The sequence below is a fragment of the Hydrogenophaga sp. genome, assembly GCF_031426985.1.
GTDB lineage: Bacteria > Pseudomonadota > Gammaproteobacteria > Burkholderiales > Burkholderiaceae_C > Hydrogenophaga.
The window spans coordinates 15,575-30,294 of sequence record NZ_JASJOY010000044.1 but is presented as its reverse complement, the minus strand read 5'-3'; the positions used below and the strand labels follow the sequence as shown (position 1 = coordinate 30,294).

Annotated in this window: 15 protein-coding genes; 4 read left to right on the top strand and 11 right to left on the bottom strand. The window is 69.9% G+C overall.

Annotated features, from left to right (window positions below; translation table 11 throughout):
* Positions 1-35 precede the first annotated feature (35 nt).
* Positions 36-1,538, bottom strand: coding sequence for an FAD-linked oxidase C-terminal domain-containing protein (locus RMP09_RS06410; protein WP_310565176.1), 1,503 nt, complete (start codon positions 1,536-1,538; stop codon positions 36-38).
* A 186-nt stretch (positions 1,539-1,724) separates the two neighbouring features.
* Here RMP09_RS06410 and RMP09_RS06405 point away from each other — a divergent pair, with 186 nt between their 5' ends.
* Positions 1,725-2,153, top strand: coding sequence for an Hsp20/alpha crystallin family protein (locus tag RMP09_RS06405; RefSeq protein ID WP_310565175.1), 429 nt, complete (start codon positions 1,725-1,727; stop codon positions 2,151-2,153).
* A 125-nt stretch (positions 2,154-2,278) separates the two neighbouring features.
* Here the strand turns inward: RMP09_RS06405 and RMP09_RS06400 are convergent, their stop codons facing one another.
* Both RMP09_RS06400 and RMP09_RS06395 read right to left on the bottom strand, forming a co-directional pair.
* Complete coding sequence (locus RMP09_RS06400; RefSeq protein WP_310565186.1) at positions 2,279-3,148, bottom strand: LysR substrate-binding domain-containing protein; 870 nt, start codon at positions 3,146-3,148, stop codon at positions 2,279-2,281.
* Positions 3,149-3,180: 32 nt separating this feature from the next.
* Positions 3,181-4,062 carry a LysR family transcriptional regulator gene (locus RMP09_RS06395; protein ID WP_310565174.1) on the bottom strand — a complete coding sequence of 294 codons (882 nt, stop codon included), beginning with the start codon at positions 4,060-4,062 and terminating at the stop codon, positions 3,181-3,183.
* Between the two features lie 108 nt (positions 4,063-4,170).
* Here RMP09_RS06395 and glyA point away from each other — a divergent pair, with 108 nt between their 5' ends.
* The gene (gene glyA / locus RMP09_RS06390) at positions 4,171-5,499 is read left to right on the top strand and encodes a serine hydroxymethyltransferase (protein WP_310565173.1); all 1,329 of its coding nucleotides are present in this window, start codon (positions 4,171-4,173) and stop codon (positions 5,497-5,499) included.
* Positions 5,500-5,532: 33 nt separating this feature from the next.
* Here glyA and purU read toward each other — a convergent pair whose 3' ends face one another.
* Both purU and RMP09_RS06380 read right to left on the bottom strand, forming a co-directional pair.
* On the bottom strand, positions 5,533-6,381 hold the full coding sequence (gene purU / locus RMP09_RS06385; protein ID WP_310565172.1) for a formyltetrahydrofolate deformylase: 849 nt from the start codon (positions 6,379-6,381) through the stop codon (positions 5,533-5,535).
* A gap of 66 nt (positions 6,382-6,447) precedes the next feature.
* Positions 6,448-7,287 (bottom strand): ChaN family lipoprotein, encoded by an 840-nt coding sequence (locus tag RMP09_RS06380; protein WP_310565171.1) that lies wholly within the window; start codon positions 7,285-7,287, stop codon positions 6,448-6,450.
* Between the two features lie 46 nt (positions 7,288-7,333).
* Between RMP09_RS06380 and RMP09_RS06375 the strand changes: the two genes are divergently transcribed.
* On the top strand, positions 7,334-8,437 hold the full coding sequence (locus RMP09_RS06375) for an AbrB family transcriptional regulator (protein WP_310565170.1): 1,104 nt from the start codon (positions 7,334-7,336) through the stop codon (positions 8,435-8,437).
* A 132-nt stretch (positions 8,438-8,569) separates the two neighbouring features.
* Here RMP09_RS06375 and RMP09_RS06370 read toward each other — a convergent pair whose 3' ends face one another.
* The 3 genes from RMP09_RS06370 to RMP09_RS06360 form a co-directional block, all read right to left on the bottom strand.
* Positions 8,570-8,854 (bottom strand): DUF3567 domain-containing protein, encoded by a 285-nt coding sequence (locus RMP09_RS06370; protein ID WP_310565169.1) that lies wholly within the window; start codon positions 8,852-8,854, stop codon positions 8,570-8,572.
* A gap of 140 nt (positions 8,855-8,994) precedes the next feature.
* Positions 8,995-10,308, bottom strand: coding sequence for a DUF3108 domain-containing protein (locus tag RMP09_RS06365; protein ID WP_310565168.1), 1,314 nt, complete (start codon positions 10,306-10,308; stop codon positions 8,995-8,997).
* Positions 10,305-11,192: an IclR family transcriptional regulator gene (locus RMP09_RS06360; protein ID WP_310565167.1), complete on the bottom strand. Its 888-nt coding sequence runs from the start codon at positions 11,190-11,192 to the stop codon at positions 10,305-10,307. Before RMP09_RS06360 ends, RMP09_RS06365 begins: the two co-directional genes overlap by 4 nt.
* A gap of 139 nt (positions 11,193-11,331) precedes the next feature.
* Here RMP09_RS06360 and RMP09_RS06355 point away from each other — a divergent pair, with 139 nt between their 5' ends.
* Positions 11,332-12,345, top strand: coding sequence for a fumarylacetoacetate hydrolase family protein (locus RMP09_RS06355; protein ID WP_310565166.1), 1,014 nt, complete (start codon positions 11,332-11,334; stop codon positions 12,343-12,345).
* A gap of 75 nt (positions 12,346-12,420) precedes the next feature.
* Here the strand turns inward: RMP09_RS06355 and RMP09_RS06350 are convergent, their stop codons facing one another.
* The 3 genes from RMP09_RS06350 to RMP09_RS06340 all read right to left on the bottom strand — a co-directional run bounded on the left by RMP09_RS06350 (position 12,421) and on the right by RMP09_RS06340 (position 14,670).
* Positions 12,421-13,572, bottom strand: coding sequence for an ABC transporter substrate-binding protein (locus tag RMP09_RS06350; RefSeq protein ID WP_310565165.1), 1,152 nt, complete (start codon positions 13,570-13,572; stop codon positions 12,421-12,423).
* Between the two features lie 188 nt (positions 13,573-13,760).
* On the bottom strand, positions 13,761-14,204 hold the full coding sequence (locus RMP09_RS06345) for a VOC family protein (RefSeq protein WP_310565164.1): 444 nt from the start codon (positions 14,202-14,204) through the stop codon (positions 13,761-13,763).
* Between the two features lie 88 nt (positions 14,205-14,292).
* A complete protein-coding gene (locus RMP09_RS06340; protein ID WP_310565163.1) occupies positions 14,293-14,670 on the bottom strand; it encodes a hypothetical protein in 378 nt (125 codons plus the stop codon).
* Between the last annotated feature and the right edge of the window lie 50 nt (positions 14,671-14,720).

The following is a 14,720-nucleotide window of genomic DNA, read 5'->3' as shown; positions in this document are numbered from 1 at the left end:
CCGAGCCCCCCGGGCTGAACTGTTAAATATGACAGTCAGAAACGCGGCAGTTCCGGGAAAGACAAACGGCCTCCACGCACCAGCATCTTGCCGTATTCGGCACAACGTTGCAGTGTTGGGATCACTTTGCCAGGGTTGAGTAGCTCTTTGGTATCAAAGGCGCGCTTGACGGCGAACATCAGCGCGTTTTCCTGCGCGCTGAACTGCACGCACATGCTGTTGAGTTTTTCCACGCCCACGCCGTGTTCGCCGGTGACGGTGCCGCCCATGGCCACACTGGTTTCCAGGATCTCGGCGCCGAACTGCTCGCAGCGGTGCAGCTGGTCGGGGTCGTTGGCATCGAACAGGATCAGCGGGTGCAGGTTGCCGTCGCCGGCGTGGAACACGTTGGCGCAGCGCAGGCCGTACTTGCGCTCCATGTCGGCGATGGCGAACAGGATGTCGGCCAGGCGTTTGCGCGGGATGGTCGAGTCCATGCACATGTAGTCGGGGCTGATGCGGCCCGACGCGGGGAAGGCGTTCTTGCGGCCACTCCAGAAACGCAGGCGCTCGGCCTCGTCCTGGCTCACGGCGATGGCGGTGGCACCGCAGCCGCGCAGCACCGCGCTCATGCGGCCGATCTCTTCTTCAACCTCTTCGGGCGTGCCGTCGCTCTCGCACAGCAGGATGGCGGCCGCGTTCAGGTCGTAGCCGGCGTGCACGAAGTCTTCGACCGCCGCGGTCATGGGCTTGTCCATCATCTCCAGCCCGGCCGGGATGATGCCGGCCGCGATGACCGCCGCCACCGCGTCACCGGCTTTCTGGATGTCGTCGAAGCTGGCCATGATGCAGCGCGCCAGCTGGGGCTTGGGCACCAGCTTGACCACCACTTCGGTGACCACCGCGAGCATGCCTTCGCTGCCGATCACCAGCGACAGCAGGTCCAGGCCGGGGGTGTCGAGCGCGCCGCCGCCGAAGCGCACGGGCTCACCTTCGATGCTGAAGCCGCGCACCTGCAGCACGTTGTGCACCGTCAGGCCGTACTTGAGGCAGTGCACGCCACCGGAGTTTTCGGCCACGTTGCCGCCGATGGTGCAGGCGATCTGGCTGCTCGGGTCGGGCGCGTAGTACAGGCCGTGGGGCGCGGCGGCTTCGCTGATGGCGAGGTTGCGCACACCGGCCTGAACCACGGCCGTGCGCGATCGGGCATCGATCGAGACGATCTGGTTGAACTTGGCCAGCGACAAGGTCACGCCCATGGCGTGCGGCATGGCACCGCCCGAGAGGCCGGTGCCGGCGCCGCGCGCCACCACCGGCACATCCAGCGCATGGCAGACCTTGAGGGCCGCCGCTACCTGCGCCTCGTTCTCGGGCAGGGCGACCACCAGCGGGCGCTCGCGGTAGGCGGTCAGGCCGTCGCATTCGTAGGGCGTGGTGTCTTCGGTCTGCCAGAGCAGGGCGTGGGCCGGCAGCACGGCCTGCAGGGCGCGCACCACCTCGGCCTGGCGGGCGGCGCGTTCGGCGCGGGAGACTTCGGCGGGGGCGGTGGGGGCGTTCATGCGCGGCAGTGTACGGCGGGTGGGCCGGCGGCGCATTGAAGAAACTTGCAGCCCGGCGTGAGCGGGTTTGTGGGGCCGAACGGACCCCGGGTCTTGAAACGCGCGCGGCCCACCACCATCTGCTGAGCACAGGGCCGGACAAGCCTCCGCCCTTCGCACCCACCCTCACTTTCAGGAGTCCACGCCATGAACCATCTGATCGCCCGCTCGGGTCTGTTCGACGATTTCTTCAAGGATGTCGCGCCCGGTTTCTACGTCCGTCCCCTGCACGGTGACAGCCTGCCCTCGCCCTCGCAGATCAAGATCGACGTGAAGGAAACCCCGTCGGCCTACACCGTGGTGGCCGAGGTGCCCGGCGTGGCCAAGGAAGACATCCACGTGACGGTGGAAGGCAGCGTGGTGACGCTGCGCGCCGAGGTCAAGCAGCAGGACAGCCAGAGCCAGGACGAGAAGCTGTTGCGCACCGAGCGCTATTACGGGGCCGTGGCGCGCAGCTTCCAGCTGGCGGCCGACATCGACAACGAGAAGTCGAAAGCGAAATACGAGAACGGGGTCCTGACGCTGGCGCTGCCCAAAAAAGTCAGCCTGGCAGGACAGCGCCTGAACATTGAATAAGCACCCCCTGCGCCGCTGACGCGGCATCCCCCTCTCTCGCCTGCGGCGGGAGGGGGACGCTGCCCTGTGGCCCGGCAAAGCCGGTTCCACGGCTGCCTTGGCTTGGGAGCGCGCTCCGGCGGTGCTTAGCTCAGGCTCTTCCTGAGCCACTCGGCGAAGGCGGCGCATTCCCAGCGGTCCATCGTGCCCGTCCGCCAGCACAGGTGGTGCGCGTGCGGGCTGGGCACGTGGCGCGGGTACAGCGGCACCAGGGTGCCGTGTTCCAGCCAGGGTGCGGCCAGCTTCAGCCGCACCAGCGCGATGCCCATGCCCACCGCGGCGGCGTCGCACATCAGGCCGATGTCGTTGAACTGCGAACCGTCCACCGGTTCGGGCCAGTCCAGGTCGTGCGCCGCGAACCAGGTGCGCCAGGGCTCCAGCGGGCTGCGCAGCAGGGGCAGCTCTTCCAGGTCCTGCGGCGTTTCGAAAGGGCCGTGTTCGCGCACGAAGGCCGGTGCGGCCAGCGGCGTGACCTCGTCCTTCATCAGGCAGACATGCTCCACGTCGGCGTAGCGCCCGGTGCCGAAGCGGATCATCAGGTCCGCGTCCTCGGCCACCACGTCCAGCAGCGGGATGCTGACCTGCAGCGTGATGTCGATCTCCGGGTAGGCGTCGCTGAACTGCTTCAGCCGCGGCAGCAGGATCGAGCGCGCGAAGGTCGGCGTCACCGCCAGCCGCAGCTTGCGCCGGCCCGGCGAGGCCGTGTTGCTGGGGAATTTCTGCAGCGCCGCCAGCCCCTCGCGCACCTGGGCCAGGTATTCGATGCCCTCGGTGGTGAGGGAAAAATCCGCCCGCCCGAACAGCTTGGTGCCCAGGATCTGCTCCAGCTGCTTGATGCGGTGACTGACCGCGCTGGGCGTGACGCACAGCTCCTCGCTGGTCTGGGTCACGCTGCGCAGCCGCGCCAGCGCCTCGAAGGTCAGCAGGCACTGGATGGGCGGGATGCGGATGGTCATGGTGTGGGCGTCCGGGTGGTCTTGCGAGTGTGTCACGCCAGTTGTACCAGCGCGCGCAGCACCTGGGCCGACGAGCGGCCGCGCCCGGCCCCCGCTTGCGTCCAGGCGGCCAGGGGCGCCGGCACGCGCGCCACGGCGTCCAGGGGGGCCACCAGGGCGCCGCTGGCCAGCAGCGGCGAAACCAGGGCCTGGCGCGCGATCAGCACACCGGCCCCGTTCAGCGCTTCCTGCACCGCGATGGCGTAGAGCGAGAACACCGGGCCGCGCGGGGCAAAGACCTGCCCCGGCAGGGCGACCGCGGCCCAGCGGGCCCAGTCACCGGCCCAGACGCTGTCGGACAGGCAGACCATGCCAGCGAGATCTTTCGGACCTGTGATCCGGCGCGCCAGCGCCGGGGTGCACACGGGCGTGAGCCGGTCCTGCGCCAGCGCCAGCGCATCGGCCGGCGGGGCTTCGGCGTAGAACAGGCACAGATCGAAGGGCGCCCGTTTGAGGTTGGGGGGCTTTTCCATGGCCGTGACCGAGACCTCGATGTCGGGCACGAGCGCGCGCAGCCCGGACAGGCGCGGCGCCAGCCACAGCTGCGCGATCGCCGGCAACGCCGCCAGGTGCACGCGCCGCGGTGCCGCGTCCTGGCGCAGCTCCCGCACCGCCTCGCCGAGCCGGTCGAAGACCTGCGAAAAGGCGGGCAGGGCCCGGCGACCGATGTCGGTCAGCGCCACGCCGCGGGCCTGGCGCACGAACAGGGGCGCCCCCAAATCCGACTCCAGCGCCTTGATCAGCGCCGTGATGGCGCCGGGCGTCACGTGCAGTTCTTCGGCCGCCTGGGCAAAGCCGCCCAGGCGTGCCGCCGCCTCGAAGGCGCGCAAGGCGTTGAGTGAGGGCAGGCGGGGGGAGGGCGGGGCGACGGGCATCTGAGGCTTGGATTTTCTGGCCCTAATTTATATGGAATCTGCGTTGTCGTGAACCGGGTCGGCTCCCATACTGGGCTGCAGCCACCCCTCGTTCACAGGACCCACGACATGAGCACCCACGACCAACGCCCCTGGCTCAGCCCCGCCGTCACCACCCGCATCGACCAGATCCAGGCCGGCCTCGCAGGCGCCAGCAGCGAGCAGCTGGCGGCGCGCATCGAAGCCCTGGCGGTGGAAAACCGCGCCATCCACGAGCACCGCTGTTTCAACCTCAACCCGGCGACCAATGTGATGAATCCGCGGGCCGAGGCCTTGCTCGCCAGCGGGCTGGGGGCACGACCTTCGCTGGGCTATCCGGGCGACAAGTACGAAACCGGCCTCGAAGCCATCGAGGAGATCGAGGTCATCACCGCCCAGCTCGCGGCCGAGGTGTTCCAGGCGCGCTTTGCCGAGATCCGGGTCGGCTCGGGCGCCCTGGCCAACCTCTACGCCTTCATGGCCACCTGCCAGCCGGGCGATACGATCATTGCGCCGCCCGCCAGCATCGCCGGCCACGTCACCCACCACGACGCCGGCTGCGCCGGGCTGTATGGGCTGAAGGTCCACCACGCGCCGGTGCACGCCGACGGCTACACCGTGGACCTGGACGGCCTGCGCGACCTCGCTTTGAAAGTGCGGCCCAGGCTCATCACCATCGGGCAGAGCCTGAACCTGTGGTCGCACCCGGTATCGGCGCTGCGCGGCATCGCCGACGAGGTGGGCGCCCGGCTCCTGTTCGACGCCGCCCACCAGTGCGGGATGATTGCCGGCGGTGTGTTCGCCAACCCGCTGGCCGAGGGCGCGGACCTGATGACCATGAGCACCTACAAGAGCCTGGGCGGTCCGGCCGGCGGCCTGATCCTGACCAACGATCCGTCGCTGGCCCAACGCCTCGAAGCCATCGCCTACCCCGGTCTGACCGCGAACTTCGATGTTGCGAAATCCGCCGCGCTGGGCATCACCCTGCTGGACTGGCGCGACCATGGCGCGGCCTATGCCCGCGCCATGGTCGACACCGCCCAGGCCCTGGCCGAGGCGCTGGGCGCCGAAGGCCTGCCGCTGTTCCGCACCGCGCGCGGCGTCACCGGCTCGCACCAGTTCGCGGTCGAGGCCGAGGCCTGGGGCGGCGGGCAGTCGGCCTCGCGGCGGCTGCGGCTGGCGGGGTTTCTGGCCTGTGGCATCGGCCTGCCGCGTCCGCCAGTGGCCGGCGATGTCAACGGTCTGCGCCTGGGAACGCCCGAAATCTGCCGCTGGGGCCTGCGGACCGGCGACATGCCGCGGCTGGCCGCGCTGATCGCGGCGGCGCTGAAAAGCGCCGACCCCGCCCGCCTGGCCGACGAGGTCGCCGACTGGCGCAGCGGTTTCGACCGCGTGCATTTCATCCGGGCCGCCGCGTAAACGTCGGCCCGCGGCGGCTTCAGCGGCCGGCGGTCAGCGAAACACCACGGTCTTGTGACCGTTCTGCAGCACCCGGTGTTCGCTGTGCCACTTCACCGCCCGCGCCAGCACCTGGCTTTCGGTGTCACGGCCGCGCGCGGTCAGGTCTTCCACCGTGTCGGTGTGGTCCACGCGGGCCACGTCCTGCTCGATGATGGGGCCTTCGTCGAGGTCGGCCGTCACGTAGTGGGCGGTGGCGCCGATCAGCTTCACGCCGCGGTCGTGTGCCTGGTAATAGGGCTTGGCGCCCTTGAAGCTGGGCAGGAAGCTGTGGTGGATGTTGATCGCCTTGCCCGAGAGTTCGCGGCAGAGGTCGTTGCTCAGGATCTGCATGTAGCGCGCCAGCACCACCAGCTCGGCGCCTTCGCTGCGGATCACCTCCAGCTGTTTCGCCTCGGCCTGTGCCTTGGTCGCCGCCGTCATGGGGAGGTGGTGGAAGGGCACGTTGTAGCTGGCCGCGAGCTGGTAGAAGTCGCGGTGGTTGCTGACGATGGCGCGGATGTCCAGCCGCAGCAGGCCGCTCTTCCAGCGGAACAGCAGATCGTTCAGGCAGTGGCCTTCCTTGCTGACGAAGATCACCGTCTTCATCGGCTCGGCCAGCGGGTGCAGGCCCCACTGCATGCCGAACGGTTCGGCGAACAGCTTGAGGTGGGCGCGCAGGTCGTCCTGGGTCAGCTGGCCGCAGGTGAACTGCACCCGCATGAAGAACAGGCCGGTGCCGTGGTCGTTGTACTGGGCGGCTTCTTCGATGTTGCCGCCACGCTCCAGCAGAAAGCCCGAGACGGCGTGCACGATGCCAGGGCGGTCCTGGCAGGACAGGGTGAGAACGTAGGTGTGGTGCATGGTCGGCCCGATTGTCGCAGGGCCGCCGGGGGCGGCGTCCGGGGACGGCGGGAGACGGCCGCGGCGTCAGGGCGCCGGCACGGGCGCCGGCCGGCCCATCTGCGCCTTCAGGTCGGCGCAATGGTCCTGGGGTGGCGTGGCCGGGGTGGGCCAGATCCGATCGGCGGCGCCTGTCGCGGCCGTGTGCGCACCGGGATCGCCCGCCAGCGACACCACCACCTGCAGTGGCTGGCCGGGCGGCAGGTGCCGCGGCACGCCGATGTCGCGCCGCACGTGCTGGTGGCCGGCCACCAGCAACACGGTCTGGCCGGTCCGCAGGGCCTGCTGCGCGGTCTGGGCCATGGCCCGGTCGCGTGCCAGCTGGACGCGCGCCATGGGCACGATCTGCGACTCGGGCAACAGGCCGCAGTGCCCCGCGCGGATGTTCTCGCGCTGCAGCCCCAGGGCCTCGGCCGGCAAGGCGGTGTCCAGGCCCGACTCCCCCATCACCGTGCGCATCTGGGCACGCGGCAGGTTGCCGCCGAACACCGGCACACCGGCGCGCACCGCGTCCATCACCAGCGGGCCGTACACCGCCCAGGGCCAGGCGCCGCTGTTGCGCTCGTCCGTCCAGTCCAGGGTGGTGCGCACCTGCGCCTCGCTGGCATCGGGCGGCAAGCCGGTGGTCTGGCGGCCGCTTTCCACCATTTCCAGCACCACGGCGGCCAGCGCGCCGCGTTCGGCCAGCTGGCGCAGCGTCTGGCGCTGCAGGCGCTGGTGCTCGGGCGCGTCGTGCTGCTCGCCCAGCAGCAACAAAGGCGTGGGCAGCAGGCCCGACAGGTCGGGCGCCGGCGGGGCCGCCGCGCAGCCGGCCAGCAGCAGGGCCGTGGTGCCCACCCAGGAGATGACAGCGCTTCGACAGGTCATGCCCGGATACTACGTGGCCCTGTGAATCCCCCGCATCGGTCCTGAATTGACGTCCCCTTCCGTCCACCGCCCCTGGGGCCTGCCCTTTGTGTGGCGGGTGTTGCTCACCCTGCTGCTGGCCTATGCCGCGGCCCGCCTGTGTGTCTGGCTGCACACGCCCATCCCCTGGATGATCGGGCCGCTGCTGGCGAGTTCGACCGTCTCCCTGCTGGGGGCGCCGACGGCCAGCTGGGTGCCGTTTCGCAACGCCGGGCAGTGGGTGATCGGCTGCGCGCTGGGTCTGTACTTCACCCCCGCCGTGGGCGCCCTGGTGGTGGGGCTGTGGTGGGCGATCGCGCTGGGCATCGCCTGGGCGCTGGCCCTGGGGCTGGGTTTTGGTGCCTGGTTGCGACGGGTGCACGCCGGCCACCTGCCGGGCGTGTCGCCCCAGCAACTGCGCTGCACCACCTACTTTGCCGGCGCCATCGGGGGCGCGTCCGAGATGACGCTGATCGCCGAGCGCCAGGGCGCGCGCACCGACCTGGTGGCCGCCGCGCACAGCCTGCGCGTGCTGCTGGTGACGCTGACCATCCCGTTCGCCATGCAGGCCTGGGGCGTCAGCGGGCTGGACGCCAGCCTGCCCGCCGCCCGCGCGGTGCAGGTTCCGGGGCTGGCCGTGCTGGGGGCGCTGTGCCTGGCGGGCGGTCTGCTCATGCAGCGGCTGGGCCGGGCCAACCCCTGGTTCATGGGCTCGCTGCTGGTCACCATGGGGTTCACGCTCGCGGGCGTGACGCTCTCGGCCCTGCCGGGCTGGCTCACGGCCGGCGCGCAGCTGGTCATCGGCGTCAGCCTGGGCGTGCGCTTCACGCCCGCCTTCGTGCACACCGCGCCGCGCTGGCTGGGGTCGGTCGCGTTGGCCAGCGTCGTCATGATGGGCTTGTGCGCCGGCTTCGGCTGGTGCCTGTCGTGGCTGACCGGCCTGCACCCGGCCACTTTGCTGCTGGGCACCTCGCCCGGCGGCATCGCCGAAATGGCCATCACCGCCAAGGTGCTGCAGCTGGGCGTGCCCATGGTCACGGCGTTCCAGGTCTGCCGCCTGGTGGCGGTGCTGGTGCTGGCCGAGCCGGTGTTCCGCTGGTGGAGCGCGCGGCAGAACGAACCCCAGAAATGACAAAGCCCGGCAAGTGCCGGGCTGTCAGAGAGAGGGGAAGTCAGTCCAGGATGCGGTGGAACCGGCTTTGCCGGGCCACTCGCATCGCCCCCTGGGGGGTGACGCGCCGCAGGCGCGGCGCGGGGGGGGGGGTCAATGCATGACCACCGGCATCTGCGCCAGGCTGGCGTAGCCTTCCAGCGTGTCTTCCACTTCCTCTTGCGAGGGCATGTCTTTTTGCCAGGCGGTGATCTGGATCTGGAACATCTCGGCCCAGGAGCCATCGAGGTAAACCTCTTTGCCCGAGCGTTTGTCCACGATCTCGAAACCATGGCGCGGAATTTGCGGGCCCTCGTCGGTCACGACCTCACCTTCGGTGGGGGCGTTGGCCAGGATGTGGACCACGGCAAAAGCATCGGAGTCGTAGAGCATGTGCATGGTTTCAATATCCTTCAAATCAAGAAACCCGTGTTCCTTTGGCTGTTATATCGGCAATCGCTGGCGCTTCTTCAGCCCCCTGTGCGTTTAGATGGGCGCTCGGGTTAAAGATTCAAGATGCGTGTGTTTTTGGGCACAGTTCAGGGCTTCAGCGTCGGCAGCTCACGCAATTGCTGGTCGGCCACGCTGCCGTCGTGGTCGGTGATCCGGATGCGCACCGGCAGGTACTGCAGCGAAGGGGCCAGCCAGAGCTCGACTTTCTGGTCGTACTCGCGGCGCGGGGCGCGGGTCAGCCGGACCGCGTCGAGCTGGCCGGCCGGCAGGCTGAGGCGCTCGGACGCGCCCACGGTGAAGCTCCAGAGATCGGCCCCATGGGTGCCGGTCACCTGCAGCGTGATCGGCTGACCGGGGCCGAAGGCCTGGGGCCGGGCCCGCAGCATCGAGCCGAGCTGCAGGAACACCGACAGGCGGTCCTGGCCACCGGGCAGCAGGGGGGCGTCGGGCGTGTTGTTGCTGAAGCGCAGGCGCAGGCCTTCCTGGTCAAAATGCGCGGCGTTTTCCGTCCGGCGCCGGCGGTCTCCGAAGCGGCTGGGCAGCAGGCCCTGCGGCCCGACCCGGCCTTGGCTGGTCTGGGTCCGGCTGCCGATGAGCAAGGCGCTGATCTCCAGCTTGGCGAGGTAGTCGTTGCCCCTGACCTCCCAGCGCAACTCGGCATCGGCGTTCACCGACAGGCCCTTGGACTGCACCTGCACGTCGTAGCGCAGCAGGGTGCTGCCCGGCGCCTGGGCATCGCCCGGGCCGACGTGCGTGACCGCGGTCCCGGCGGTCGGTGCGCTGGCCGCCGTTGTGGTGGATCCGGCCTCCGGCGAGGGCGGTTCCGGACGTGGCGCGACCTCCGGCACCGGGGGGGCTTCCTGGGCCTGCGGCGGCGGCGGTGTGGTGACCGGGTCGGGCTCCGGGCGAGGGGGCACGGGCGCCTGGGCCACCTTGGGCAGCGACTCAGGCGCAGGAGTCGGCGCTGGCGCTGGCGCAGGAGCAGGAGCAGGAGCAGGAGCAGGAGCAGGAGCAGGAGCAGGAGCAGGCACGGGCACGGGCGGGGGGGCGGGCTGGGGTTCGGGCGCGGCGGTGGGGGCCGGCCGGGGACGGCTGACCGGTGGGGGCTTGGGCGGGCGTGGGGCGATGACCGGTGCCGCTGGCGGGGGGGCGGTCGCGATCCAGCGCACCGACGTCGTGCTGATCACCGGTGCCGGGCCGGTCTGCGCCGGTTTGGCAGTGGACTGGGCCTGAACCGGCACGGATTGCGCAGGGGCCGAGCCGGCCAGCCCCACCTCGGTCACCTCGGAAGAACCGCCCGGCCAGCCGTCCACCAGCAGGCCCAGGTGCACCGCCAGCACACCGGCGGCCAGCGCCAACCGGGTGCGCCAGCGGGGGATGCCGGGATCGTTCGGGCTCATCGGGGGGGCGTGTCGGCGCGGTATCCCAGGTCGGTGCTCAGCTGGCGCGCACAGGCCAGCAGCGCGGTGGCGGGGGTGCCCTGCCAGCCGGTGTCCAGCGTGGCGACCGAGCCCAGCACCACCAGGCCCAGTGCCAGCCGGCCCTGGGCGTCGAACACCGGGGCGCAGAAGCCGCCCACGCCGGGCAGCAGGCTGTGCACCACGCGGCCCAGGCCCTGGTGGCGGGTGTCCTGCAGCAGGGCCTGCACGTCGGCGGGGGATTGCGGCACGTCCACCAGCGGCAGGCCGGTCTGGGGCAGTTGTTTCAGGCGTGCCAGTTCCTCGCGGATCATGGCCGGGATGCGTTCGCCGTCGCGGCCCTCGGCGGGCATGAAAGCAGCAAAGCAGCGGCCGGTGGCCGAGGTGAGCAGCGGCATGACGTCGCCCAGGCGCAGCGTCACCGGCACCGATTGCGGGGCCTCGGCCCAGTGCACCATGGTCGGCCCCTGGTTGCCCCAGACGGCGATCGCCAGGGTGTGGCCGGTCTCGCCCAGCAGGGCCGGGATGCGTTCGCGCGCCAGCTTGACGGCGTCGATGCGCGCCAGGCTGGCCAGGCCCAGGCGCAGCGCGGCCGGGCCCAGGTCGTAGCGGGTGCTCACCGGGTCCTGCACCACCAGGCCCATGCGCTGGAAGCTCACCAGGTAGCGGTGCGCCTTGGCCGCGCTCATGCCGGCGTTGGCCGCCAGGTCGCGCAGCATCAGCGCGCCGGGGGCGTCCGACAGGGCTTTGAGCAACTCGAACCCGACCTCGACCGACTGGATGCCGGCGCGCTGGTGGTCGTTGCTGTCCTCGTCGGGGGCGGCGCTCGGGCCGCGGGGGCTGGAGGGGGTGGGGCTGGCGGGCATCGGGGCTATGAACTAGAATCTGGTTTTACGGATAGGTTAACTGATTTCACTATTCGTAATTCTCTGTTCCGGGCTGTCTGCGGCGCCGACCCGCAGCACCCTTCACTTTTGCACCGCCTTGCGGCGCCAGGAGACAGGTTTGAAACTCGCCACATACAAAGACGGCTCACGCGATGGACAACTGGTGGTGGTCTCGCGCGACCTGAGCACGGCCCATTATGCGACCGGCATCGCCACCAGACTGCAGCAGGTGCTGGACGACTGGAACTTCCTCGCGCCCCAGTTGCAGGACCTCTACAGCACCCTCAACAGCGGCAAGGCGCGCCACGCGTTTCCGTTCGATCCCAAACTGTGCATGGCGCCGCTGCCGCGGGCCTACCAATGGGCCGACGGCTCGGCCTACATCAACCACGTCGAACTGGTGCGGGCCGCACGCAGCAGCGAAGTGCCGGCCTCCTTCTACACCGACCCGCTGATGTACCAGGGCGGCAGCGACGACTTCATTGGCCCCTGCGACGATGTGGTGGTGCCCAGCGAGGACTACGGCATCGACTTCGAGGCCGAGATCGCCGTGATCACCGGCGACGTGCCCATGTGCGCCACGCCCGAGCAGGCGCTGGACGGCGTGCGCCTGCTGATGCTGGTCAACGACGTGTCGCTGCGCAACCTGATTCCCAACGAACTGGCCAAGGGCTTCGGCTTCTTCCAGAGCAAGCCGGCCAGCGCTTTCAGCCCGGTGGCGGTCACGCCCGACGAGCTGGGCGACGCCTGGCAGGGCGGTCGTGTGCACCTGACGCTGCAGAGCACCTGGAACGGCCGCAAGGTCGGCCTGTGCGACGCCGGCCCGGACATGACCTTCCACTTCGGCCAGCTGATCGCCCACATCGGCAAGACCCGCAACGTGCGCGCCGGCTCCATCGTCGGCTCGGGCACGGTCAGCAACCGCGGGGTGGAAGTCAACGGCAAGAAGGAATGGCCCAAGGGCTACAGCTGCATCGCCGAAAAGCGCTGCATCGAGACCATCCTCGACGGCAAGCCCAGCACCGAGTTCATGAAGTTCGGTGACACCATCCGCATCGAGATGAAGGGCGCCGACGGCCAGAGCATCTTCGGCGCCATCGACCAGACCATCGCACCGCTGCCGACCGCCTGAGCGCGGTGCGCCGACCATGCAAAAGGCCCGCTGAATGCGAGCCTTTTGCATGGGGCGATCGGTGGGCGCGGCGGCTCAGGTGCGCACCCGGCCATCGCCGGTGAGCATGGACAGTTCGACGAACCTGGACGCGACGTGGTCGCTGGGGCCGAAGCCGACGTTGAAGCCGCCGAGCGAGAAGTCGCGGATGCTTTCCAGCGCGCCGACAAGGGCGTCGCGCGAGGGGCGGGGCCCCGCACGCCGCAGGCCTTCGGCGAACAGCTTGGCGGCCATGAAACCTTCCATGCTGGAGAAGTTGGGCTGCACCTTGGCGCCGCCTTCGGCGATGGCAGCGTTGAACTCGCGCGCGATCGGCCGCGAGCCGCTGTAGGGCGTGGGCACCACCTGCGAGACCACCACGCCCGCGCCGTCTTTGCCCAGCGTGTCGGCCAGGGCCTGTGTGCCCACGAACGACACGTTGTAGAAGGTGCCACCGTAGCCGGCCTTGCGGGCCGCGCGGATGAAGGCCGCGCACGAGGCGTAGGCGCTGATCTGCACCACCGCGTCGGGCTGGGCGGCGGTGAGGGTGGCCACCGCCTTGGCCACGTCCTGCGAATTGCGTTCCACCGTGGCCACCGCCACCGGCGCCAGCTGCTGGGCCTGCAGGGCGGCGGTCACGCCGTCCAGCCCGGCCTTGCCGTAGGCGTCGTTCTGGTAGAAGACCGCGATCTTTTTCAGGCCCAGGTGGGTGAGCTGCTTGACGATGAGCGCGGTTTCGTCGTGGTACGAGGCGCGCATGTGAAAGGCCATGCGGTTGAACGGCTGGCGCAGGCCCAGGGCTCCGGTGAACGGGGCAAAGAACGGCACCTGCGCCTTGGTCGCCAGGGGCAGCGCCGCCACGCTGGTGGGGGTGCCGATGTAGCCGAACAGCGCGAACACGTCGTCGGCCAGCAGCTGGCGGGTGTTCTCGGCGCAGCGCTCGGGCTCGTAGCCGTCGTCCAGTTGCACGATCTCCACCGAGGCCTGGTTGATGCCGCCCCTGGTGTTGAGCTGGTCGAAGAACAGCTTCGCGCCGGCGTGGAACTGGATACCCAGCTGCGCCGCCGGCCCGCTGAACGCGGCCGACTGGCCCAGCACGATGCGGTTGGACGGCTGGGCGCGCAACGCGGGAGCGGCCAGCAACGAAGCGCCGGCCACCAGGGCGGTGAAGCGGCGGCGCGAGAGGTGTGGGGCTTGGGTCGTGGTCATGTGGCGGCAGGGTTTCGGGGGATGCGCCGAGCGCGCGCGCTTGCAGACCCCGCAGCATAGGCGGGGGGCCACGCCGTTGAGGCTGCCCGGGCCGCCGTCTGGAAGGTCTGGAACAGGCGCTCCCGCTGCCGTGCGCAGCATATTAGAACCAAAGAACTCACTTGGACGCGGACGCCATCGGCACGCCGTCAGTGCGCAAAGATGTGCGCCGCGCTGGCAAAGCCTTTGACCTCGATCGGGTTGCCAAACGGGTCGCAGAAAAACATCGTCCACTGCTCGCCCGGCTGACCGGCGAAGCGGATCTGCGGCGGCAGCACGAAGTCCACGCCGGCGGCCGTGAGCCGGTCGGCCAGCGCCTGCCAGTCGGGCCGCAGCAGCACCAGGCCGAAGTGCGGCATGGGCACCAGGTGCTCGCCGACCCGGCCGGTGCGCGTGGTCTTGAACGGTTCGCCCAGGTGCAGCGAGATCTGGTGGCTGAAGAAGTCGAAGTCCACCCAGGTGTCGGTGCTGCGGCCTTCGGTGCAACCGAGCACGCCGCCGTAGAAGCGCCGGGCGGTGTCCAGGTCGGTGACGTGGAAGGCCAGGTGGAACAGGCTGCGCGCGGGCAGGGCGTCGGGGGCGGTGGTGGTCATGTCCGCAGCATACCCAGCACCGGCCGCGCGCGCTCCGGGCGCAAAAAAGCCCGCCAGTGGCGGGCTGTTTCGGGGCGCGGCCGGTGGCTCAGAGCTGGGTCGGGTCGGCCGCGGTCTGGTCGTACTTCAGGAAGTACTGGCGCGCCATGGCCACCAGTTGCGCGTCGGTCGGGTGGTCGCTGCTCACCACGTCCACGATGGCCTTGTCCACCGCGTGCGCGTTGTGCTTGCAGAAGTCGCGGAACTCGATCTTGGCGTTGGCCGGGCCGGTCAGCAGCACCTCGTTCACGCCGGCCAGCGCGTCGGCCACCTGCTTGAAAAAATCTTTGTCGGCGCCGACGTGGCCGTGTTTGGGCGTGTGGTGGCTGCGCGCCTTCACGCGCTGGGCCTCGACGTGCTCCTTGTCAAACATCAGCACGTGGGCTTGGCTGTGGTCCATCCAGACGACGGCGTGGAAAGTGGTCATGCGTTCAACTCCTGTTCAGGTTTCAGAAAAAAAGAAGCGGTGGTGATCGG